This window comes from Marinobacter qingdaonensis (genome assembly GCF_034555935.1).
Taxonomy (GTDB): Bacteria; Pseudomonadota; Gammaproteobacteria; order Pseudomonadales; family Oleiphilaceae; genus Marinobacter; species Marinobacter qingdaonensis.
This window is the reverse complement of sequence record NZ_JAYDCJ010000003.1, coordinates 2,655,102-2,678,572: the sequence shown is the minus strand read 5'-3', so window position 1 is coordinate 2,678,572 and position 23,471 is coordinate 2,655,102. Positions and strand designations below refer to the sequence as shown.

Below are 23,471 nucleotides of genomic sequence, written 5' to 3'. Positions count from 1 at the left end.
TGAGGAGAGGATTATGAGCGCACCGACAACTTTGAAGTCCTGGCGCTTGCTGAACCAGCTTGCGGATTCGCACCGTCACGACCGGATCGCCGACTACTTTGATGCAGACTCCAAGCGCTTTGAGGCCATGAGCCTTAAAGTCGGCGGACTGTTTCTGGATTACTCCAAAAATCGGGTCGCGCCCCCGGTCATGCAGGCCCTGATCGACCTGGCCAGGGACTCTAACCTGGAACACCGTCGCGAGCAGATGTTTTCCGGGGCCGCCATCAATATCACGGAGAACCGTCCGGTCCTGCACACGGCGCTTCGCAACCAGAGCCAACGGCCGGTCGAGGTCGAGGGACAGGATGTCATGCCGGCGGTCCGCGCAAGCCTCGACAAGATCAAGACCTTTACGCACCAGGTCCGGGACGGCCAATGGCGTGGTCCCACCGGCAAGCGGATTCGACACATCGTTAACATCGGTATCGGCGGCTCAGACCTTGGACCCAACATGGTCTGTCGTGCCTTGCTGGATTATCAGCGCGCGGACCTGGACGTGCACTTCGTGTCCAACGTTGATGGTCGGCACCTGAAAAAGGTGCTGCGGGGCCTGGACCCGGAAGCGACCCTGTTTGTGGTTTCGACCAAGACCTTTGCGACCCAGGAAACCCTGTTGAACGCCCAGAGCGCGAAGCGGTGGCTGTGCAAGAACAGCCGGTGCAGCGATCAGGAAGTGGGCCAGCATTTCGTGGCGGTGTCGACCAACAAGGAAGCGGCCCTGGAGTTCGGCATTCGGGAAGAAAACACCTTTGAATTTTGGGACTGGGTCGGCGGGCGCTATTCGCTCTGGTCCAGCATTGGCTTGCCCATCGCATTGGCCGTCGGCTTTGATGCCTTTAGCGAGCTTTTGGAAGGTGCCTACGACATGGACCGGCACTTCGTCGAGGCGCCGTTCGAGGCCAACATGCCGGTCATCCTGGCGTTGATGGGGATCTGGAACAGCAATTTCCTGGGCGCCGAGACCCAGGCCATTATTCCTTACGACCAGGCGCTGCACCAGCTGCCCGCGTTTCTCCAGCAACTAGACATGGAGAGCAACGGGAAGTCCGTCGATCTCAATGGCAACACGGTCGAGCATGCCACCGGGCCGATCGTCTGGGGCCAAACCGGCTCCAACGGCCAACACGCGTTTTTCCAGTTGCTGCACCAGGGCACCCGGTTCGTTCCGGTCGACTTCATTGCCTCACTGAAAGCGGATGAGGAAGTGGCGGAGCACCACTTTGCCCTGCTGACGAACATGCTGGCCCAGGCGAGCGCACTGATGAACGGCGACACCCAGGAGAATCATCTGAGCTACGCCGGCTGCCCGGGCAATCGACCGAGCAACGTGCTGCTGCTTGATGAGCTCAGCCCGCGCAATGTCGGCGCCTTGATCGCGCTCTATGAGCACAAGGTCTTCGTTCAGGGGGTGATCTGGAACATCAATTCCTTCGACCAGTGGGGCGTCCAGCTCGGTAAACGATTGGCCAATGACATCAGTCGCAACATCCAATCGAATACCGATAACTACGACGCCTCTACCCGCGGGCTGATGGGCATCGTCAACCGCGGGCTTAGGCCGGAGACGGGCGACTCCGGTGACCTCAAGGTTGGGAGCGGAACCTGATGTTGAAGGTGATTTCATTCGGCGAAGCCCTGATCGACATGCTCTCGAATCGGATCAGTGATAGCCAAGGCGCGGTTGACCAACCGTCGGACACAGAGAGCTTCACCAAATATCCGGGCGGTGCCCCGGCCAACGTGGCAGCGGCCGTGGCCAAGCTGGGTGGTAACAGCTATTTCGCGGGTAAGGTCGGTGCCGACATGTTTGGCGACTTCCTGGTTCAGTCCCTTGAGGACCTGAACGTTCAGACCGATTATCTGGTTCAGACTCAGGAGGCCAAGACCGCGTTGGCGTTTGTCTCACTGGATTCGACTGGCGAGCGCAGCTTCGAGTTCTACCGCGGGCCCTCGGCGGATCTCTTGTTCCGGCCTGATGACTTCAAACCCGACTGGTTCCAGGGCCCGGGCATCTTTCATTTCTGTTCCAACACACTGACCGAGCCCGGGATTCTCGAGGCCACCCATGCCGGGGTGGAAATCGCCCGGTCGGCCGGCTGGCTGGTCAGCTTCGATGCGAACCTGCGGGCCAACCTCTGGCCCCAGGGGGCCGACCCGTACGAGTCGGTTTGGCATTGCGTCCAGCAAGCGGACCTGGTGAAACTGTCCGCCGAAGAGCTGGACTTCTTGTGCCGTGGCCAGGATGAACCGGAGGTTATTGGTCGAATTCTGGCGGGCAGGGCGGTGCTGGTGTTGGTCACCGACGGTGGCAAACCGCTGCGCTACTTCACCGCCGAGGGCGCCGGCACCATTGCCCCGAAAACGGTGACCATGGTGGACAGCACCGCCGCCGGTGACGCGTTTGTGGGCGGGCTGCTGTTTCGGCTATCTCAGCTGGATATTACCGGCGCCCGGTTGGGCGAACTTGCACAAGACACACGCCAGCTCGAAGGGGTTCTGAGTTTTGCCAGCGCCTGTGGCGCTCATGCGGTGACCCGTGCGGGCGCATTCACCTCGTTGCCCGCCCTGACGGACATCAGTGGCGAGCACTGAAGTTTGGTGTGCCGTCAGCCGAAAAAATTAAGTTGAAATTAAGCTCACCAACTGGTTGCAGAGGCTATATACCGGTTCTAACATGGCATCAGACTTAATGCATTAAGAGGATTGAAAGACCACTGATCGCAAGGCTTACGGGCTTGCAGCGACGACAACAAAAAATTTTTTAGATGCCATCTTAATGCTTTAAGTATGGCATCAAACAAAACCGAAACCTTACAACAACAATACGAGGTTCCTACCCATGCTAATAGCGAAACGATCGCGTCAAACGCCTATGGCTCCCATTGCTGTAGCTATCGCCAGTACGCTGCCGGTAGCTGTTCAGGCCCAGGACAGTGTCGAAGAGCGCCTGTCGGCTTTGGAAGCCCAACTGGCAGAAGTTGAGCCCAAGGCCACGGGCGAGGAAGGCTTTTCCTTCAATACCTATGCCCGCTCCGGTTTGCTGCTGAATGAGGACTTGAAGAGCGCGCCAGGCGGCCCCTATCTGACGCCTGCCGGCTCTGTCGGTGGTGCGGTGGGGCGCCTGGGCAACGAACCGGATACCTATCTCGAAGCGATTCTCAACTATCGGCAGAAAGCCGACAACGGCACCAAGTCTTTGTATCGGCTGATGATTGCCGATTCCACTACGTCCAGTAACGACTGGACAGCGAACGACGGCGCCGTCAATGTCCGCCAGGCCTACGTGGAATTCAGCGAACTGGCCGGATTCAGAGGCATTGTCCGCAACGCCACCATCTGGGCCGGTAAACGGTTTGATCGGGACAACTTCGACATTCACTGGCTGGACAGCGACTTCGCGTTTCTGGCCGGCACGGGCGCGGGTATCTATGACGTCCAGTTCGCGTCCGAGCTGAGTTCCAACTTCTCGGTGTACGGTCGGAGCTTTATCGATTTCCCGTCAGACCCCGACAGTTCCGACGGCACCTCCAAGACCGACAACATCATTCTGACGGCCAACAATTATTTCGGCCCGGTTCAGTTGATGGTCAACGGCATGACGGCGGCAGACAACGATGAGCGCATCGTGGCCGGAAATACGGACGCGGCCGACAGCGGAATTCACACCATGCTTGCCTACCATGGTGACAGCTTCTTCGGTTTGTCCGATGGCAACTTCAAAGTGGCAGTGCTGCACGGTTCGGGGCTTGGCGCCGAGGTCAAGAATATCGGCGCAGACGGCAACCTTCACGAGGATGCGGTCAGCACCCGGTTCGGCGCCTACGGCACTACTTACCTGGGCGACCACTGGCGCCTGGCTCCGGCAATTCTGGCTGAAACCAGCAAGGACCGGTACATCAAGGGCGACGACTATCAGTGGCTCACCCTTAATGCCCGCTTCGCCCATGAAATTGCCGCCAACTTTGAGATGCAGTACGAGGCATCCTGGCAAACCATGGATATAGATCCCCGTGGCTACCAGGGGAGGTCCGAGGTTGATGGTGAGTATTCTCGCCTGACCATCGCGCCCACGTTCAAACCGCAGGTAGGCGGTTTCTGGAATCGCCCGGAAATTCGTGTTTTTGCCAGTTACTCTAGTTGGGACGACGAACTGGATGCCTATGCCGTGGGCGATTCCCTCGGTGAGGACAGCGATTTTGCCAGCGACCAATGGACCTTTGGCGCCCAGATGGAAGTGTGGTTCTAAAGCCTATAACAACAAGACGAGGTGACTGCTATGTCCCGTTTCAATATCAAACACTGGTTCCTCGGCGGCCTGGCCGCCGCATCCCTCGTGGGAGGGTTGCAAGCCGAAACCATCACCATTTCGTGTGGTGCTGTGGGCGCCGAGCGTCAACTCTGCGAGGAGGGCACCCGGTTGTGGTCGGAAAAAACCGGTCACGAGGTGCAGGTGGTATCCACCCCGAATTCCGCCACCGAACGGCTGTCTTTGTATCAGCAGCTCCTCGCCGCCCAGTCGGGTGATGTCGACATCTTCCAGATTGATGTGGTGTGGCCCGGCATGCTGGCCAACCACATGATCGACCTCTCGGAGCACACCGACGGGGTCGAAGAAGAGCATTTCCAGCCTTTGATCAGTAACAATACGGTGGACGGTAGACTGGTCGCCATGCCCTGGTTTACCGACGCAGGCGTGCTCTACTACCGGAAAGATCTGCTGGAAAAATACGATCAGCCGGTGCCGGAAACCTGGGAGCAGTTGACCGCGACCGCCGAAACGGTCATGGCGGCCGAGCGCGAGGCCGGCCAGGACAAGTTCTGGGGCTTCGTATGGCAGGGCAGAGCCTACGAAGGCTTGACCTGTGATGCCCTGGAATGGGTGGCCAGTTACAACGGCGGCACCATCGTCAATCCGGACGGCGAGGTGACCATCAATAACCCCGCTGCCAAGAAGGCCCTGACCGTTGCAAGCCAATGGGTTGGCACGATCTCGCCCAAGAGCGTCCTGAATTACACCGAAGAAGAGGCTCGCGGTGTCTTTCAGTCCGGCAACGCGTTGTTCATGCGCAACTGGCCCTATGCCTGGAGCCTGACCCAGAGTGCCGATAGCCCAATCAAAGACCGGGTTGGCGTGGTGGCCTTGCCCCGGGGTGAGGAATCCGGCCAGCACGCCGGAACCCTGGGCGGTTGGCAATTGGCCGTCTCCAAGTACTCGAACAACAGCGAGCTGGCGGCCGATCTGGTGCTGTACCTGACCAGCTTCCAGGAGCAAAAGCGTCGCGCTATCCAGGGCAGCTACAACCCAACGATTCCGGCGTTGTACCGGGACGAGGACGTCCTGGCGGCCGTTCCGTTTTTCGGGGAGCTGTTCGAGACCTTCAAGAATGGCGTGGCGCGTCCGTCATCGGCAACCGGTGACAAGTACGGCCGTGTCTCCAACGCTTTCTTCAACAGCGTTCACGACGTGCTGTCGGGCGAAGCCAATGCCGATCAGGCGCTGTCAAAGCTTGAGCGGGATCTCCGCCGGCTGGGACGTCGGGGTTGGTGATCGGTCATGGCCATTTCGACTTCCGCGCCCAATAACACCAAAACCCACGATGGGTCTCCGTCCGGCGCCCCGCTGGCCCGGAGCCGGCCCAGCAGAATCCACCGTCAGCGCCTGCGCGCGGCCTGGCTCTGCCTCATTCCCATGCTGTTGGTCCTGGCCGCCGTCGCCGGTTGGCCTCTGGTACGTACCATCTGGTTCAGTTTCACCGATGCCAGTTTTTCCAACATCAGCGAATACGGCTGGGTAGGGCTGGAGAACTACCTGGTCTACGACGACGGTGCCTGGTACGGGGTTCTGGCGGACCCAACCTGGTGGCAATCGGTCTGGAACACCCTGTTTTTCACCGTGGTGTCGGTGGGTGCCGAAACGGTGTTGGGGCTCATCATCGCCCTGACCTTGAACGCCCAGTTCCGCGGTAGAGGGCTGATCCGGGCGGCAACGCTGATTCCCTGGGCGGTGCCGACCATCGTGTCCGCCAAAATGTGGGGCTGGATGCTGCATGACCAGTTCGGAATCATCAACGATGTCCTGATGACCCTGGGCATCATTGCTGAACCTTTGAACTGGACCGCCAACGCCGATCTCTCGATGTGGGCGGTGATCATGGTCGATGTCTGGAAGACCACACCGTTCATGGCGTTGCTGACCCTGGCGGCACTGCAGATGCTGCCGTCGGACTGTTACGAAGCGGCCAAAGTGGACGGCATTCATCCGGTTCGGGTGTTCTTCAAAGTCACCCTGCCGCTGATTCTTCCGGCCCTGATGGTCGCCATCATCTTCCGGGTCCTGGACGCCTTGCGTGTGTTCGACGTGATCTATGTGCTGACCTCCAACAGCGAGGACACCATGTCGATGTCCGTATACGCGAGACAGCAACTGGTCCAATTCCAGGATGTGGGGTACGGCTCGGCGGCATCCACCGTGCTTTTCCTCATCATCGCGTTGTTGACCATCACCTACCTGTACCTGGGGCGCAAGCAGATTGGAGGCGAGTCATGAGCATGAAACTGGCCAAGCGCCTGATCAGCAGAATCGCGTTCTACACGCTGCTGGCCGCGATCCTGATCTTCACGGTGTTTCCGTTCTACTACGCCATTCTGACCTCGTTCGAAAGCGGCTCGCAGCTGTTCACGGTGGAGTACTGGTTTAGCTCCTTCGATTGGTCCAACTACGCATCGGTTCTGGGGGAGGCGTCCTTCGTGACCAGCATCTGGAACTCGGTGCTGGTGGCGTCGTCCACGGTGGTGATCGCCATGGCCTTCGGTCTGACCGCAGCCTATGCCCTGGGCCGGGTCAAGTTCCGGGGCCGGGGCGCGGTGCTGATGATCGTGCTGAGCGTGTCCATGTTTCCTCAGGTCGCGGTTTTGTCGGGTCTCTTCGAGGTGATCCGCGCCATGAACCTGTACAACGACCCGCTCGCCCTGATCTTTTCCTACACCATTTTCACGCTGCCGTTCACGGTGTGGATTCTGACCACCTTCATGCGGCAATTACCGAAGGAGCTGGAAGAGGCGGCCATTGTCGACGGCGCATCGCCGATGACGACCCTGTTCCGGGTGTTCATCCCGTTGATGTGGCCGGCGATGGCGACCACGGGGCTGCTGGCGTTCATCGCGGCCTGGAACGAATTCCTGTTTGCACTCACCTTCACGCTCACCAACAGCGAGCGCACCGTCCCGGTTGCTATCGCCCTGATCACGGGCGGGTCCCAGCATGAACTGCCCTGGGGCAACCTGATGGCAGCCTCCGTGGTTGTGACCGTTCCGCTGGTGGTGCTGGTACTGATCTTTCAACGTCGAATTGTCTCCGGCCTGACAGCGGGCGCGGTCAAAGGATAACCGAGGAGTATTTGTATGAATCAATCTCAACCCTGGTGGAAAGGCGGCATTATTTACCAGATCTATCCTCGTAGTTTTCTTGACACTACGGGCGATGGCATCGGCGACCTGCAGGGCATTACCGAAAGGCTGTCCTATGTCGCATCCCTGGGGGTCGACGCTATCTGGCTGTCGCCGTTTTTCACCTCGCCCATGAAGGACTTTGGGTACGATGTTTCTGATTACCGGGGCGTTGATCCGATCTTTGGCAACCTGGACGATTACCGGGCGCTGGTGGCCGAAGCCCATCGCCTTGGCCTGAAAGTCATCATCGACCAGGTGCTGAGCCACACCGCGGACAGCCACCCGTGGTTTGCCGAAAGCCGGACCAGCCGCGACAACCCGAAATCGGACTGGTACGTCTGGGCCGACCCCAAACCCGATGGCAACCCGCCCAATAACTGGCTCTCGATCTTTGGCGGCAGCGCCTGGGCCTGGGATAGCCGGCGAGGCCAGTATTACCTGCACAACTTCCTGACCAGTCAGCCCGACCTGAACTTCCACAATCCGGAGGTGCGCCAGGCCCAGCTCGACAACATGCGGTTCTGGCTGGACCTGGGAGCCGACGGTTTCCGACTGGATACCGTGAACTTCTACTACCACAGCCAGGGACTGGAGAATAATCCGGCCGTCCGGGAAGGGGACAGCAAGACCTTTGTCGCCAACAGCATCAATCCCTACACCTACCAGCGGCATGTGTACGACCTCAGCCAGCCGGAAAACCTGGCGTTTCTGGGTGAACTTCGCTCCCTGATGGACGAGTACCCGGACACCACGTTGGTCGGGGAAATTGGCGACGATAACCCACTTCAACGCATGGCCGAGTACACTCAGGGAAACAAGCGTCTGCACATGGCCTATTCCTTTGACCTCTTGTCCGACCGCCAGGGGCCGGAGTGGGTCCGGGACGTGGTAAGGCGGTTCCAGAACGGGCTGGCGGGTGGCTGGCCCTGCTGGGCGCTGAGCAACCACGATGTGGTGCGTGTGGTGTCCCGATGGGGGCAGGGGGTCGACGACCCGAAGGCCCTCGCCCGGATCCTCATGGCCTTGCTGCTGAGCTTGCGCGGCAGTGTCTCGATCTACCAGGGCGAGGAACTCGGATTGCCCGAGGCCGAAGTACCGTTCGAGGCCCTCCAGGACCCTTATGGCATCGAGTTCTGGCCAGAGTTCAAGGGGCGGGACGGGTGTCGAACGCCCATGCCCTGGACCGCCGACCAAAACGGCGGCTTCACCTCCGGTTCGACGCCCTGGTTGCCGGTGGACCGACGTCACCTGGAGATGGCTGTGGCCGTCCAGGAAGAGGATTCCGAATCGACCCTGAATCAGGTGCGTCGACTGATTCGCTGGCGGCAACAGCAACCCGCACTGGTTGGGGGTGACCTGAGCCTCATCGAGGACACCGGAGACGCGCTTTGCTGGGTCCGTCGCACCGAGGACCAGGCCATTTTCGTAGCGCTCAATGTCACCGGTACCGAGCTTAGGTTGCCTGCCCCTGTTTCGATCCGTAGGGCATTCGGCGAACCCGGCTTCCAGGGACGCATCGAGGACGGCGACCTGGTTTTGCCCCCGTACCAGGCGCTGTTCGGCGAACTGTAAATTTTACGCCCGAACTGACGGGTGACTAACAGAGGAGTCTCCACCATGGCCAGTGTGGAACTGAACAAGATCAACAAAACCTTTGGCGGAGTGGAGGTAATACCGGGCGTAGACCTTCGAATTGAAGACGGTGAATTCGTGGTCTTCGTGGGACCGTCAGGCTGCGGTAAGTCGACCTTGCTTCGACTCATCGCCGGCCTGGAGGATCCCACCTCCGGCGACATTCTGATCGACAACGACCTGGTCACCGACCTTTCCCCCAAGGAACGGGGAGTTGGCATGGTGTTCCAGTCCTACGCGCTTTATCCGCACATGTCGGTCTACGAGAACATTGCCTTCGGTTTGAAACTGGGCAAGGCGAACAAGCACAAGGTCAGGGAGTGGGTTGAGAAAACCGCCGAGGTGCTGCAGCTCGACAAACTGATGAATCGCAAACCCCGGGAGCTGTCCGGCGGCCAACGCCAGCGCGTGGCCATCGGCCGGGCCATGGCCCGGGAGCCCAAGATCATGCTCTTTGATGAGCCCCTCTCCAACCTGGACGCCAGCCTCCGGGTGCAGATGCGCACGGAAATTGCAAAGCTGCACGACAGGCTCAAGTCCACCATGATTTATGTCACCCACGATCAGGTCGAGGCAATGACCCTGGCCGACAAAATCGTGGTTCTCAATCGTGGCAAGGTGGAGCAGGTGGGAACCCCCTACGAGCTCTATGAAACCCCTGCCAGCCTGTTTGTCGCCGGGTTTATTGGCTCACCGAAGATGAACCTGGTGCCCGGCACCATTGCCGAGACAGCAGCGGATGGCACCACCGGCGTCGACGTTGCCGGTTGGGGCAGACTGTTGGTGAATCGCGACACCTCCTCACTGCAATCCGGCGACCAGGTCACCCTGGGGATTCGGCCGGAGCACATGCAGCTGGAGATCAGCACCTCCGCCAGCGGTCTGGATGTCGTGAATGTGGAATATCTTGGCAATGAAGCTTATGTTTACGTGGCTTTGCCAGGTGTGGAGGAACCCATTGTGGTTCGCCAGCCAGTCCCGTGCGGCGTACAACCTGGCCAGCGTGTCTCGCTGTCTGCAGAGCCCCAATGTGTTCACCTGTTCAACAGCGACGGGCTGGCACTGGGTGCACGTGCGCAGGCGGAAAACGGAACAGAAGCGATGGCAACCGCAGTAAGAAGAGCCTGAGGGAATGACAGCATGAAGGTCAGCGACAAGCCCCGACGTCTGACGGTGAAAAGGATGGCGGAGATGCTCAACGTCTCCACCGCCACCATCTCCAATGCCTTCAACCGTCCTGACCAGTTGTCCGAGGCACGGCGTCGGTGGATTCTGGAAGAGTGCCGACGAGTGGGCTATATGGGGCCGAACGCCGCCGCCCGGAGCCTGAGGACCGGGCGCACCGGCAACGTCGGCGTGATGTTGGCGGATAACCTGGCCTACAGCCTGACCGATCCCGTGGCCAGCGAATTCCTCCATGGGTTGGCCGAAGTCTTCGACCGGCGGCAGATGAATATGTTGCTGCTTTCCTCTCGGGAGGATGACGAGCACCGCAGTCGACTGCAGGAATCCATGGTTGATGGCTTCATCGTCTACGGCTGGCTGCAGGAAGGGCGGACCTATGATCGCCTCCTGCAGCATGGAAAGCCCATGGTGGCCGTGGATTTTGATCTGGAGGGATGCACCTGGGTCAATATCGACAACTATGCCGGTGCCCGTGGCAGTGCGGAACACGCTCTGAAACAGGCACCGGAAACGGTGGCCATTCTCGGGCTGCGCCTGGTGGATACGGACCAGGTGTGTCGGGTAGGGGACCAGAAGCTGTTCAACGAAAAAAGGGCCATTTCGGTTCGACGGTTGAACGGCTATACCGACGCTCTGGCCGCCGCGGGCCGGCAGGTGTCGTCCGAGCTGATTTGGTCGGTGCCCGTCAATACGCACCAGGTGGCTTACCAGGCGGCACGAGAGGCGCTGACCTCGAGTCCACGGCCTGATTTGCTGCTCTGTATGAGCGACCGCATTGCCTTGGCGGCGATTCAGGTGGCCCTGCAAATGGGCCTGAAAGTTCCAGAGGATGTGCGGGTGGTGGGGTTCGACGGCATTCCCGAAGGTGCGAACCTGCATCCCTCACTGACCACCGTTTACCAACAGAGTGCAGAAAAAGGGCGAACCGCTGCCCGTCTGTTTCTGGGCGAACAGGAAGACCGCAACGTACTGCTACCAACCTGTCTGGAGATTCGGGAAAGTTGCCCGTGATCGGTATGGGAGCGTTTCCGGCGGGTAGCTCCGATAGCCGTTGGCGCTTCGTTTGACCGTCTTCAACAAGCCGATTTTCTCGTAGAAGCGGATACGCGAGGCCGCAAGGCCGGAGCGTTTAGCCAATTCCCCGATTTTCATTGAACCACCCTCGGTCACCAAGCTTAAAATTTACTTTAGCATTGGCGGGATTGGGCGCCCAAGACCTCAAGATCAGGTGCGGATCGTTTTTAGAGCTCGGGCCCATTTTTCCAGTTCGGTGAGCAGGGCTTTCCCAGAGTCCTCGTGATGTTCATTGGGTACGAAGTTTTTCTCGTCATCAAGCAGAGACCAAGGCGCCTGCACCATCACACCTTCCATCATCGGCATCATCTTTACTGACGTTGCCAGCTGTTTTGCTAACTGGGCGGAGCGCAAGCCGCCGGAGACACCGCCATAGCTGACGAAACCGCAGGGCTTGTAATTCCACTCGTTGTAGACGTAATCCAGCGCGTTCATGAAGGATGGAGGAGGGCAGTAATTGTACTCGGGGATGACAAAAGCATAGCCATCGGCGTCAGAGACGCTCTTGGACCAGGCCCGGGTGTGCTCGTGCTCGTATTTCTGGAGCCGAGGGTGGTGGGGTTCGTTGTAAACGGGCAATTGGAAGTCGGCGAGGTCGACCAGGGTAGATTCAAACTGGCCCTGGCCGTTGGCGAATTCATTGAACCATTTGGCGACTGAGGGGCCCACGCGACCGGGTCGGGTGCTGCAAATGATGGTATGAAGTTTCAGAGACATGATGAGCTCCTTAGTCCTGCTAGTCCGGGAACGGAATAAATTCCTCTTCGTCGCCTGGCACAACTGGAAAACGGCCCTCTTTCCAGTCCCCCTTGGCCTGCTCAATACGTTCTTTACGGCTGGAGACGAAATTCCACAGCATGTGGCGCCGTGAAAAAGGTTCGCCGCCAATAACCGCCAGGCGAGTTTCTTCCTGCGCGGTAACCTCGATACCCTGTTCGTGACCAAGCACCGCCATGGCATGCTCGGGAATCTCGGAGCTTTTCGCCTTGAGTGAACCCTGGGCCACGTAGAGTGCCCGTTCTTGAGCAAACGGCAGCGTCAGGCTCTGGCCCTTCTGGAGGTGGGCTTCGATATACAGGGTGTCCGCATACACTTTGACCGGCGACGTTAGGCCGTAGGCGCTACCCATGATGACCCGAACGGGTACGCCGTCGATATCGATTGAGGGAATGGAGTCGCCGGGATAGTGCATGAACGCCGGATCAATTTCCTCCTGCCCCTCCGGCAAGGCCAACCAGAGCTGAAGCCCATGAAGGGTGTGGTCTGTCGCGGTGATTTCAGGTCGCTCACGCTCTGAGTGCACGATGCCTCGGCCGGCTACCATCAAGTTGATATCACCCGGTTTGATGGGTTGAACACTCCCCAGGGAATCCCGGTGAAGGATCTCGCCCTCGAACAAGTAGGTGACCGTGGCAAGATTGACGTGGGGGTGAGGACGCACGTTAATGCCCGTTCCTGCTGGAAAATGGGCCGGACCCATGTGATCAAAAAAGATCCAGGGCCCGACCATCTGACGCTCTTTCGTCGGAAGCACCCGTCGAACCGAAAATCCACCCAGGTCCTTGTCCCGCGGCTGAATCAGCAATTCGATGGCACCGCATGATTCCGCAACTTGGCACTCCCATGGCACCGTCGTGGTTAGATTGCTCATGTCGAACCTCCTGTTTTAGCCCCTGGGCATTGTCTTCAGCTCCCAGGTTACGCCCCGTCCGAGGTTGAATCGGTGGTTTAAATCTAGTTAAAAAAGACCGGACGCGGTAGGCCGGTATGCTGAATTGGTCGCCACACAGATAGAACGATCGGATTTCGGCTGGCTTTGGAATTATGCCTTCACATTCACAATGGTCGCCTGCATCAACGCCACCACTTTCCGGGACTCACCGGAGATGGCCACCACTTCGCCGCGACAGACGGTCAGGGTTTTGCCGGCGGTTTCGACCCGGCCGGTGGCGATAAAACGCTCCCCGATGGCCGGGCGTGCGAAATTGGTCTTGAATTCGGCGGTCACGACTTCGTGCCCGGCGGGTGCCTTGGTCAGGGCGGCGTAGCCACAGGCGCTGTCGACCACGCTGGTGATCGCGCCGGCGTGCACATAACCCAGCTGCTGGGACAGCGTGGTCGAGTAGGGAAGTTCGATCTGCACCTCGCCATCCTGCACAGAGAGCAGGCGCGCGCCCAGGGTATGCATGAGTCCCTGGGCGGTGAAACTGGTTTCAATTCGGTCCTGGATGTCGGTCATGGTTACCTCTTTTCTTGTTTTCTGAATTGTCTGTGTGGTTAGTTTGGTGTCTGGCTTCAAGTCTCGTCATCTAAATTCTCACAAACCAATCGATATTGCGTCAGTTTCGTACCCTTCAGTTCAGGGATGGTGCGTGCTTCACCCCTATCTCAATCCTATCGATTTCTTGCCTGTTTCTATTAAACGTATTGCAAGCGGGTGAAAGTCGACTAGGTATTAGGTTTGAATCAGGCTTACCCCAGACTCTAAAAAACGAGGGAGAGACCAATGGCCAGTCTGACGATCAACGGACGCCAGTACGAACTGGACGTACCTGACAACATGCCCCTGCTCTGGGTCATTCGAGATGTTGTCGGCATGAAGGGCACCAAATTCGGCTGCGGCATGGCCCAGTGTGGCGCCTGCACCGTGCACATTGATGGCGCAGCTACGCGTTCCTGTGTGACCCCGGTCTCGGCGGTGACGGGCGAGGTTAAAACCATCGAGGCGATGGCCGAGGATCCGGTCGGGAAGAAGGTCCAGCAAGCCTGGCTGGATCTGGGCGTGGCCCAGTGCGGGTATTGCCAGGGTGGCCAGATCATGAACGCCACCGGCCTGCTCAACAACAACCCGAAGCCCAGTTCCCAGGAAATCATCGATGCCATGGCCGGCAACATCTGCCGCTGCGGCACCTACAACCGCATTCTGGCCGCCGTTGAGCGCGCCGCGTCAGAGGAGGGCCAGGCATGAGTCGGTCAGACGATACTTTGCTGCTCGCCAACGTCAGCCGCCGCGGCCTCCTGAAGGGCATGGCCGGGGCCTCCGCACTCCTGTTGGCTGCCCGCTGGGACACCGGTCTCGCCAATGAGAAGGCCCAGTTTGGCGCCGGCGCCATGCCCGGCGGGTGGGCGGACAACCCCAATGTTTTCATCCGGATCGATGCCCAGGGCACGGTCACCTTCATCAACAACCGGGCCGAGATGGGCCAGGGTATTCGCACCAGCCTGGCCATGGTGGCCGCCGACGAGCTGGGTGCCGATTGGGAGCGGGTGCAGGTAGAACAGGCGCCGGCAGACCAGGACAAGTACGGCAATCAGAATACCGACGGCTCCCGCAGCATGCGCCACTGGTACGATCCCATCCGTCGCGCCGGCGCTGCCGCTCGGCAGATGCTGGCGCAGGCCGCGGCCAACCAGTGGGGTGTGCCGGTGTCGGAAGTGCGCGCCGAGATTCACCGGGTCGTCCATCCGGCCAGCGGCCGGGAACTCGGGTTTGGTGAGCTGGCCGAGGCTGCACGCGAACTGGATGTGCCGGCCCGGAACGCCCTGGTGTTGAAGCCCCAGAGCGAACTGCGTTTCATCGGCAAGGAAACCGGCCTGGTCAACGGTGAATTGACCAAATCGCATCCCAAGGCCCTGGATGGCGAGGACATCGTCACCGGTAAGGCAGTGTTTGGTGCGGACGTGGACCTTGAAAACATGCTGTACGCGGTGATTGCCCGCCCGCCGGTCTACGGTGCCGGAATCACCAGTGTGGATGACAGCGCGGCCCTGAAAGTGCCCGGCGTGAAGAAGGTCATTCGCATCAAGACTGCCGAACAACCGGCGGTCTTCAACCCTCTCGGTGGTGTCGCGGTGGTGGCCACCAACACCTGGGCCGCGATGGAGGGCCGCCGGGCGCTCAAGATCACCTGGGATACGGCGGCCGCCGGCGACAACGCCAGCTACTCTTCCGACGCCTATCAGGCCGCCCTGGAGAAGGCGGCGCAGTCGCCGGGCAAGGTCATCCGCCAGTCCGGTGATGTGGACGCCGCGCTCGACGGAGCCGCCAAGCGGGTGTCGGCCACCTACTACATGCCCCACATGGCGCAAGCGCCCATGGAGCCACCGGTCGCGGTGGTTCGCGTCCAGGACGGCAAGGCCGAAGCCTGGGCCCCAGTGCAAAACCCCACGGCCACCCGGGATGGCATTGCCGGCATCCTCGGCATCGACCGCACCCAGGTAACGGTGCACCAGACCCTGCTCGGCGGTGGTTTTGGTCGCAAATCCAAGCCGGACTTTGTCAGTGAGGCGGCCCGGATCGCCCAGGAGTTCGAAGGGCAGCCGGTCAAATTGCAGTGGTCCCGGGAAGATGACATCCAGCACGCGTACTTCCACGCGGTGTCGGTGGACCACCTGGAGGCTGGTCTGGACGCCGACGGCAAGGCGACCGGATGGCTGCACCGGACCCTGTCACCTAGTATCGCGTCCCTGTTTGCCCCGGACCCGAAACACAAAGGTGAGTTTGAGCTGGGTATGGGCTTCAACACCATGCCGTTCAGCATTCCGTCGATTCGCCTGGAGAACCCGCCGGCGCCTGCGCACGTGCGGATTGGCTGGTTCCGGGCGGTCTACAACCTGCCGCACGCCTGGGCCATCCAGAGCTTTGCCCACGAGATGGCAGTGGCTGCCGGCAAGGACCACCGGGACTATGTGCTGGATCTGCTCGGGCCAGACCGGGAAGTGAACAACCTGACGGTGGGCGATGGCTGGAACTACGGTGAGGATCCGGATCTGTACCCGATTGATGTCGGCCGCATGCGGCGGGTCATTGAGCGGGCCACGGACAAGGCCGGCTGGGGCCGGGACCTGCCCAAGGGCCGTGGCCTAGGCCTGGCGTTCCATCACAGCTTTGTGTCCTACACCGCGGTGGTGTTCGACGTTGAGGTGGACGATGCCGGTCAGGTCACCATTCACAGCGCCGACATCGCGTTCGACTGTGGGCCCCAGGCCAATCCGGAGCGCATCCGGTCGCAAATGGAGGGCGCGTGCGTGATGGGGATTGGCATTGCCCTGAAAAACGAGGTGACTTTCAACAACGGCGTGGCGCAGCAGAGCAATTTCCACAATTACCTGTTGCCGCGCATGCCGGATGCGCCGAAAGAGGTTCGGGTTCACCTGATCGATAACCCCGACGACGCCATGGGCGGCGTGGGCGAGCCCGGTCTGCCGCCGGTGGCGCCGGCCTTGCTCAACGCTATCTACGCGGCCACCGGCAAGCGTATTCGTCGGTTGCCGGTGGGTGATCAGCTGAGCGCGTAATCCACCGTGCTGGGAACCACCAGGCCGCCATGTTGGTTGCCTGGTGGCTCAAACCATCCGCCGACGCCCTTCGGTTCGCCGCCGCGCCTGTTCAGAATTCACGTAAACCGATTCCGTGAAGGTGGCGTTGGCATGCCCAAGCTCTTCGCTGATGTGGCGAATATCGCCTCCGGCCTCGATCGCCTGGCTGGCGCCGGTGTGCCGTAGGTAATGGGTTTCTGAGCGGATGGCCAGGATCTGCCTGGCTTCATCGCGGAAGCCCTCGCGCTCCATTCGGTCCGCGGTCGCGACCATGGCCTGCTCGTAAATTCTCTGGACCTGGCGTTTACCCAGGGCATCGCCTTTCTGCGAGGGCAGGATCGGCGTGGACTCCCCGGGAACCGGCAACGGCGCGGTCAGGCCCAGGTGCGTGCGCCATCGTTTCAGGTAATCCAAGTAGGCATCTGGCAGGGTGACCTGGCGGGTCTTGTCGCCCTTGCCGAAGACGGAATAGATCCAGTAGGGCTCGCCATCCACCACGGTGCGCCTGAAATCCCCGAAGGTAGGCGTACGGATCTGACCGCGGTCCACGGGCCTGGGCGCCAGCTCGCTGACGCGCAGAAACAGGCTTTTCATGGTGACGATAACGAACAGGTGCCGCTCGTACTTGGCATCGCCACTGGCCAGTTCGGTGAGGGTTTCCAGCAAGTAGGACCACTGCCAATCGGTCAGGCGTCGCACCTCGGCATCGCGATCCTGGTTGAGGTTGGGTTTCGCGTTTCGGTCCCTTTTGCGCACATCCAGCAGGGGATTTCGCTGCAGATAATCCCGGCTGACCAGGTACTTGAAGAAGGTCTGCAAGGCCGTGCGGCTGGCATTTAAGCTGGCCTGGGAAACCGAGTAGGGCGCATCTTCGTTGGCACGATGGACGAGTGGGCGCCATTTCGGGTTGGATCGCCTCAGCTCGTCACGGTTCTCAAACGCCGGATAAATACCCGGCGCCACCCAGGCCACGGGGGGCGTTTTCAGGAACGCAAAGTAGCTGCTGACCAGGTCGGTGTCGGTCTGGCTCAGGCTCCGTCTGGCCACCAGCCAGGTGTAATTCAGGAAGCGCTGAATCTCGCTTCGAAACCGATTGTAGGTACCTGAAACATCGCTGTATTTGACCAGAAATCGGTGCGCGATGTGGAAGTCATCCAGAGCCGACTCCTGGGCGATGGGTAATGCTGTCAGAGCGGCACGAAGGTCCGGGTACAGCTCAAGATCCGCCTGGTCGTGAATCAATTCGGCGGTATCGAACAGGGGAAAACCAGGGAACTTGGCTTTGGAGCTCATAGAAGGGTAAGTCGATGTCAGGAAAACGAAGAAGCTACACCATCATCAAACTGGTGATAATGCGGAGGAAAGGTATCGAAACGAGGACCATTGTTGGCAGTTAAGTGGCCGTTGTAAAGGGCAAAAATAGGGTTTGGCCTCAGGTTAGTCGGCCTCCTCCATAAAGATCTCCCGCGCCGCCTCAAAACATCGTTCCGCCAACGCCGATCGTGGCTCAGTCCGCCGCATCAGCAATCCCATTGGTGCCATTGTTGTCGCACCGATGACCGGTAGGATCCGCAATTCCTCACTCAGGGACTCAACACCACTGTGTAGCGGCATCATTGCGCAGCACATTCCGGTGCTTACCGCCTGCACGAGGTGCATGGTTGAATCGCTCTCGAGTATTGAACGAGGGTCCAGCCCACGGCTGCTGAAATTAAGGGCGATTGAATGACGATAGTGCGTGCCGCGGGTCAACAGCCCCAATGGCAAGCTGCTGATCTCTTCCCAACTCAATTCGGCCTGTTCAAACTGAAAATGGCGGGTATCGTAGAGTAAGCCCATGCGGGTGGTGCCCAGCTCAAGGCTTTCGAAATGTTCAGGATCGACATGTTCGAGATAACACAGGCCCAGGTCCAACTGGTTGCGCATCAGACCATCAACGATCTCCTCTGAACTCATTGATCGCAACTGAAAAGATAATTCAGGGTAGCGCTGGAACAGAGGCTGCACCAACGCCATCGGGTTGAGGCTCGAGAGCGGAACAATGCCCAATCTCAGGTTTCCCACCAGTTCGCCTCGGCAATTGGCGGCTTCTGAACGGAGGCCATCATATGCCGCGAGGACGCTTCTGGCCCACGCCAGAACCCGTTCACCGCCTTCAGTAAAACCCTCGAACCGTTGGCCACGCTCGATCAGAACAAGGTCCAGTTCTTCCTCGAGGTTGCGAATCCTCATGGACAGCGCGGGTTGGGTCACGTGGCAGAGTTCCGCCGCCTTTCCGAAATGCCGGGTTTGGTCCAGTGCGATCAGAAATTTGAGCTGTTTGATGTCCATGGGCGCCAAAGTCTGGGTGGGTTGCCGCCTGTTTCAGACGGAACGAGCGGCGTGTCAGGTCAGTACGCCGTTCACCGGCTCTAATACCGGAGGGAGTGAAGCCTGCGCTGACGCCCCGAATATATCCCGCTCGATGCTGCGTACCATGGCGTCGATCGGTAGGTCGTTTTCGTCGAACCCGAACGGGTCCTCCAGTTCGTCGCCAATGGTGTCCAGTCCAAAAAAGGTATAACTAACGATACTTGTAAATAGGGGGGCAAGCCATCCCAAAGGCTGTGCCAACGCGAACGGAAGCAGTAAGCAAAAAATCAGCGTCGTCCGGTGCAGCAGCAGAGTGTAGGGGAAGGGCAGTGGCGTGTTCTTGATACGCTCACAGTTGGCCTGGGCTTCCGATAATCCGACCAACCGTTGTTCAAGGGTGATATAGCGCCATTCGCTGATCTGCGCTCGATCGGCCAAATCGGAGCAGCACCTGCCAACGTGCATCAGGATAGCATCCGAGACATTGTGACAGTCATCGCCTCTGAAAGTGTCGGGTAACCAGGGCCGGGAGGCTTCAAACTCGTCCCGATCCCGAAGCCGGGCATTCAAAGAATGGGCAAACCCACACAGCGCGTGGACCAATTCGATCCTCAAGTGATTGTCCGTGAGCGTGGAGACTTCCCGAGAAAACGAGCGTATCTCGATGATGATTTTTCCCCACATCTGGCGTCCTTCCCACCAGCGCGCGTAACAGGCGTTGTTTCGAAAACTCATGAAGATCGAAAGCGAGAGCCCCAGTAGGGTAAACGGCATCGCGCTGCTTCCCTGGAACGTGGCGGGATACAGGCTTTCTACCCAGACAATGAGGGAAGCCAGCGCGGTAATCAGAATGCATCGCGGCGCAATTCGCCGAGCGATGGATCCCCGCAGGGTGGTCAGGATGGCGATCCAATTGGTGTTAGGGTGAATGATCATTCTGCTGGCTTGGTAGGTTTTGGTTGGGAGGAATGAAACCCGCTGAGATTGGCGTCAAATGCTATCCAGCAGTCAGCATTTATTCCAATCGCTTTGCCTTATGCATTAATAAGTAGAACTTAACACCAGCATTTTTAGTAGGTTAGATTGACTCCGAGGCAGTTAGACGACCATTCAGGAGAGATAACGATATCCTAGTAATGTCCAATACTCCCAAATATTGGACATACTTTATAACCTCATAAAAACAGCATATTACCGCATCTTTCTCGACGTAAAATTAAGTTGAAGTTCGTCAGCCAGAACACCACCGCCTTGGCCGTGCGTGACAGCCTGCTGTATACCGCGCGACAGAGAGTGTTTCGAGCGGCCTTAATCTAGATCGCTAGAACTGCCGTCACGTCGTTTGGGCTCAGGATTGGGTGCAGAGATATGTTGGAATAAAAGGCAGGAGCTGAAAAAAAGAAAACCCGGCTGACAGAGCAACCGGGTTCAGATCAGAGGCAAGGCAATCAGGAGGCGAGCTGGTTCTCGTCTTGCTTGTCGATCGCCTGGTTCTTGCCAACCGCCAAGCGCAAAGCAAAGGCCAGAGTGAAGAACGCAGTCAGGCCGCCGAAAAGAGTGATAACGGGAATAATGTTCATGGTGCTACAACCTCCAGTGGTTCGATCTGCTGGGACGCGCTTTCATTCCATGTAAACCTGCGTGCCAGCATTTAATCTGTGAGGCCTGATCGATAAAAGCAGGCCCGTGTTTGAAAGTATGGCTATTTTACGAGGAAGATAGCTTGCAAAGCGTATGCAGAAACCGTGACCCCGGGTATGGAGATACCCTTACTTTTGTTCTGCCTGGCAATGTCCGACTGCGCATAATGTATATTATGTTAAATACCGTATTCGCTAATCCAAATCCATCGTTTCCAACTCCAATCCCATAGCCCTTTACCTCATACCCGATCCACCTCGGTCATCCCCGTCAGACTTTCCAAAAACAGCGCTCTCGCCCGATTGGCCTTTCCGTGCGCCCGCGTGATCGCCACAATCTCCAGCGCGTAGTGCTTGGTCTCCGGTACCAGTGCCCTGAGTTCGCCACTGGCGACCTGTTGCTGTACGAAGGCGTCCGGCATGAAGCCTATGTAAGCGCCGGACAGAATCATGGCCAGTCGCGCTTCGTAGAAATAGGAAATGGCGGCCTTGTTCATGTCCGCCAGTTGGCTGCCCACCTCCGGGCTGGTGTGTATGCCCGCGTGCACTACTTTCGCAGCCAGTACTTGCTCCAGCAGCGCGTCACTGTTCGGGCTGTCGTACAACGGGTGTGCCCGGCTGCAGTAAAGATGAAACTGGTCTGCGTACAGCGGCGCGTAATTGAGCCCGGACAGCTGTCGATGGAATGGGATCAGCCCGATGTCCGCCTCATCGTTCAACACCATCCGTTCGATGTCATTGAGCGCTTTGACGTCAAGGAGCACGTTCACTTCCGGTGCAGCGGCGGTGAACTCGGCAATGGCCTCGGGTAGCCGGGCCTGGGGGTCCATGCAGATGGCATCACTGGCGATAACCCGCAGATTGCCGGTCAGGCGCACGTGTAAGGCGTTGACGCCACTGCGAAATCCATCCAGGGCGGCAAACAGCTCCTTCATCAGTTCGTAGACCTCAACGCCCTCCTCCGTGAGCGAAAATCCACCACGGCCCCGGCGGCACAGTTTCAGGTCCAGCCGGTCCTCAAGGTTGGCGATATGGGTGCTGATGGTGGAACGGCCGATGCTCAGCTCGCTTTCGGCCGCGGAAAATCCGCCGCTTTCCACCACGGCTTCAAAGACTTTGAGAAGCCGGATCTCGAAATCCCCGACTTGGCCAAGACTCACCCTCAGGTCTTTTTTCATTGTTTGATAGCGCTCAACGTTTACGACTAATCATTGAGATTTATCACACTCAGGCCCCGTTTTACCATCCTCGCCAACGGTATCCGCCGCATTTTCAGCCAATTTGGACGAACTTATGACCATAGAACTCAACTCTCCCGAGCTGTTCCAGCAGCGCGCCTATGTTGATGGGCAGTGGGTTTCATCGGCCAAGGGCCATACTTTCCCGGTCTTCAACCCCAGCACTGGGGCCCTCATTGCGCAGGTTCCGGATCTTGGTGAGCAGGAAACCCGTAACGCGATTGACGCCGCAGAAGCCGCGATGCCGGCCTGGCGCTCGCTCACCGCGAAGGAGCGTTCCGCCCGTCTGCGCGCCTGGTTTGATCTGATCATGGCTCATCAGGACGACCTGGGCCGCATCATGACCAGCGAACAAGGCAAGCCTCTGGCCGAAGCCAAGGGCGAAGTGGCCTATGGCGCTTCCTTCGTGGAGTGGTTCGCCGAAGAAGCCAAACGCATTTATGGCGATGTCATTCCTGGCCATGGCCCCGACAAGCGTCTGGTCACGATCAAGCAGCCCATCGGTGTGGTGGCCGCCATCACGCCCTGGAACTTCCCCATTGCGATGATCACCCGCAAGGTGGCGCCGGCGTTGGCGGCCGGCTGCACGGTGGTGATCAAACCCGGCGAAGACACTCCCCTGAGTGCCCTGGCCCTGGCCGAACTGAGCCGACAGGCCGGCATCCCCGCCGGCGTGGTCAATGTGCTGACCACCCTGCAGTCACCGGTGGTTGGTCGCACCCTGTGCGAAGACCCACGGGTTCGCAAGTTGTCGTTCACCGGGTCCACCCCGGTCGGAAAACTGCTGATGCGCCAGTGTGCCGACACGGTCAAGAAGGTGTCGCTGGAACTTGGCGGCAACGCGCCGTTCATCGTGTTCGATGATGCTGACGTGGATGCGGCGATATCCGGGGTGATGGCCGCGAAATTCCGCAACGCCGGGCAAACCTGCGTCTGTACCAACCGCATCCTGGTCCAGGACGGCATTCACGACCAATTTGTCGAAAAACTGAACGCGGCGGTGGCCGATCTGGCCGTTGGCGATGGGTTCGCCGACGGGGTGACCATCGGCCCGCTGATTAACGACAAGGCAGTGACCAAGGTCCGCGGCCTGGTGCAAGACGCGGTCGCCCAGGGCGCCCGGATCACCTTGGAGCATGCGAGCACGCCCGATAACCCCAACTTCTACGCGCCGACGGTTCTTACCGGCGTCACGCCTGCCATGCGCATCGCCCAGGAAGAGATTTTCGGGCCGGTGGCCACGGTGACCCGCTTCGCCGAGGAATCCGAGGCGGTTGCCATGGCCAACGACACGCCATTCGGCCTGGCCGCGTATTTCTACAGCCGCGACATCGGCCGGGTCTGGCGCGTGTCGGAGGCCCTGGAGTACGGCATGGTTGGCATCAACGAAGGCCTGATCTCCACCGAATTGGCGCCGTTTGGCGGCATCAAGGAGTCCGGTATCGGGCGCGAGGGCTCCCGGTACGGCATCGACGATTTTGTCGAAATCAAATACCTCTGCATGGGCGGCATTCGCTGACCTGTTTCATCGCTAAGGAAG

The 23,471-nt window shown here is 59.2% G+C and carries 20 protein-coding genes and 1 pseudogene; 12 read left to right on the top strand and 9 right to left on the bottom strand.

Annotated elements, in window-relative coordinates:
- Positions 1 to 13: 13 nt before the first annotated feature.
- From pgi to U5822_RS15445, 9 genes are all read left to right on the top strand, one after another.
- Entirely contained in the window at positions 14 to 1,648 is a 1,635-nt protein-coding gene (gene pgi, locus U5822_RS15485) for a glucose-6-phosphate isomerase (RefSeq protein WP_322856509.1), read from the top strand.
- Entirely contained in the window at positions 1,648 to 2,634 is a 987-nt protein-coding gene (locus tag U5822_RS15480; protein WP_322856508.1) for a carbohydrate kinase family protein, read from the top strand. Before pgi ends, U5822_RS15480 begins: the two co-directional genes overlap by 1 nt.
- A 280-nt stretch (positions 2,635 to 2,914) precedes the next feature.
- The gene (locus U5822_RS15475; protein ID WP_322856507.1) at positions 2,915 to 4,288 is read left to right on the top strand and encodes a carbohydrate porin; all 1,374 of its coding nucleotides are present in this window, start codon (positions 2,915 to 2,917) and stop codon (positions 4,286 to 4,288) included.
- A 30-nt stretch (positions 4,289 to 4,318) separates the two neighbouring features.
- Complete coding sequence (locus U5822_RS15470) at positions 4,319 to 5,590, top strand: ABC transporter substrate-binding protein (RefSeq protein WP_322856506.1); 1,272 nt, start codon at positions 4,319 to 4,321, stop codon at positions 5,588 to 5,590.
- 6 nt (positions 5,591 to 5,596) lie between these two features.
- Positions 5,597 to 6,589, top strand: coding sequence for a carbohydrate ABC transporter permease (locus tag U5822_RS15465; RefSeq protein ID WP_322856505.1), 993 nt, complete (start codon positions 5,597 to 5,599; stop codon positions 6,587 to 6,589).
- A complete protein-coding gene (locus tag U5822_RS15460; protein ID WP_322856504.1) occupies positions 6,586 to 7,428 on the top strand; it encodes a carbohydrate ABC transporter permease in 843 nt (280 codons plus the stop codon). The genes U5822_RS15465 and U5822_RS15460 overlap by 4 nt, the downstream gene beginning before the upstream one ends.
- Positions 7,429 to 7,443: 15 nt before the next feature.
- Positions 7,444 to 9,063, top strand: coding sequence for an alpha-amylase family glycosyl hydrolase (locus U5822_RS15455; RefSeq protein WP_322856503.1), 1,620 nt, complete (start codon positions 7,444 to 7,446; stop codon positions 9,061 to 9,063).
- A 45-nt stretch (positions 9,064 to 9,108) separates the two neighbouring features.
- Positions 9,109 to 10,251, top strand: a complete 1,143-nt coding sequence (locus tag U5822_RS15450) for an ABC transporter ATP-binding protein (protein ID WP_322856502.1) — start codon at positions 9,109 to 9,111, stop codon at positions 10,249 to 10,251.
- 12 nt (positions 10,252 to 10,263) lie between these two features.
- The gene (locus tag U5822_RS15445; protein ID WP_322856501.1) at positions 10,264 to 11,319 is read left to right on the top strand and encodes a LacI family DNA-binding transcriptional regulator; all 1,056 of its coding nucleotides are present in this window, start codon (positions 10,264 to 10,266) and stop codon (positions 11,317 to 11,319) included.
- Between the two features lie 9 nt (positions 11,320 to 11,328).
- Here the strand turns inward: U5822_RS15445 and U5822_RS15440 are convergent.
- From U5822_RS15440 to U5822_RS15425, 4 genes and pseudogenes are all read right to left on the bottom strand, one after another.
- A pseudogene (locus tag U5822_RS15440) lies at positions 11,329 to 11,460 on the bottom strand (MerR family DNA-binding transcriptional regulator); the annotation flags it as partial.
- Positions 11,461 to 11,532: 72 nt separating this feature from the next.
- A complete protein-coding gene (locus U5822_RS15435; RefSeq protein WP_322856500.1) occupies positions 11,533 to 12,099 on the bottom strand; it encodes an NADPH-dependent FMN reductase in 567 nt (188 codons plus the stop codon).
- 19 nt (positions 12,100 to 12,118) lie between these two features.
- Entirely contained in the window at positions 12,119 to 13,033 is a 915-nt protein-coding gene (locus U5822_RS15430) for a pirin family protein (protein WP_322856499.1), read from the bottom strand.
- A 171-nt stretch (positions 13,034 to 13,204) separates the two neighbouring features.
- Entirely contained in the window at positions 13,205 to 13,621 is a 417-nt protein-coding gene (locus U5822_RS15425) for a PaaI family thioesterase (RefSeq protein WP_322856498.1), read from the bottom strand.
- A 267-nt stretch (positions 13,622 to 13,888) separates the two neighbouring features.
- Here U5822_RS15425 and U5822_RS15420 point away from each other — a divergent pair, with 267 nt between their 5' ends.
- Together U5822_RS15420 and U5822_RS15415 are read left to right on the top strand one after the other, a co-directional pair.
- Positions 13,889 to 14,350 carry a (2Fe-2S)-binding protein gene (locus tag U5822_RS15420; RefSeq protein ID WP_322856497.1) on the top strand — a complete coding sequence of 154 codons (462 nt, stop codon included), beginning with the start codon at positions 13,889 to 13,891 and terminating at the stop codon, positions 14,348 to 14,350.
- A complete protein-coding gene (locus U5822_RS15415; protein ID WP_322856496.1) occupies positions 14,347 to 16,680 on the top strand; it encodes a xanthine dehydrogenase family protein molybdopterin-binding subunit in 2,334 nt (777 codons plus the stop codon). The genes U5822_RS15420 and U5822_RS15415 overlap by 4 nt, the downstream gene beginning before the upstream one ends.
- Positions 16,681 to 16,728: 48 nt before the next feature.
- On the opposite strand, the gene U5822_RS15410 is transcribed toward U5822_RS15415, so the two are convergent.
- From U5822_RS15410 to U5822_RS15390, 5 genes are all read right to left on the bottom strand, one after another.
- Positions 16,729 to 17,994 (bottom strand): tyrosine-type recombinase/integrase, encoded by a 1,266-nt coding sequence (locus U5822_RS15410; RefSeq protein WP_322856495.1) that lies wholly within the window; start codon positions 17,992 to 17,994, stop codon positions 16,729 to 16,731.
- 144 nt (positions 17,995 to 18,138) lie between these two features.
- A complete protein-coding gene (locus U5822_RS15405; RefSeq protein WP_322856494.1) occupies positions 18,139 to 19,032 on the bottom strand; it encodes a LysR family transcriptional regulator in 894 nt (297 codons plus the stop codon).
- A gap of 54 nt (positions 19,033 to 19,086) precedes the next feature.
- Positions 19,087 to 19,989, bottom strand: a complete 903-nt coding sequence (locus tag U5822_RS15400; RefSeq protein WP_322856493.1) for a bestrophin family protein — start codon at positions 19,987 to 19,989, stop codon at positions 19,087 to 19,089.
- A 512-nt stretch (positions 19,990 to 20,501) separates the two neighbouring features.
- Positions 20,502 to 20,633 carry a hypothetical protein gene (locus tag U5822_RS15395; protein ID WP_322856492.1) on the bottom strand — a complete coding sequence of 44 codons (132 nt, stop codon included), beginning with the start codon at positions 20,631 to 20,633 and terminating at the stop codon, positions 20,502 to 20,504.
- Positions 20,634 to 20,935: 302 nt separating this feature from the next.
- Positions 20,936 to 21,853, bottom strand: a complete 918-nt coding sequence (locus U5822_RS15390) for a LysR family transcriptional regulator (protein ID WP_322856491.1) — start codon at positions 21,851 to 21,853, stop codon at positions 20,936 to 20,938.
- A gap of 139 nt (positions 21,854 to 21,992) precedes the next feature.
- On the opposite strand from U5822_RS15390, the gene U5822_RS15385 reads away from it, so the two are divergent.
- Complete coding sequence (locus U5822_RS15385) at positions 21,993 to 23,450, top strand: NAD-dependent succinate-semialdehyde dehydrogenase (protein WP_322856945.1); 1,458 nt, start codon at positions 21,993 to 21,995, stop codon at positions 23,448 to 23,450.
- Positions 23,451 to 23,471 lie beyond the last annotated feature (21 nt).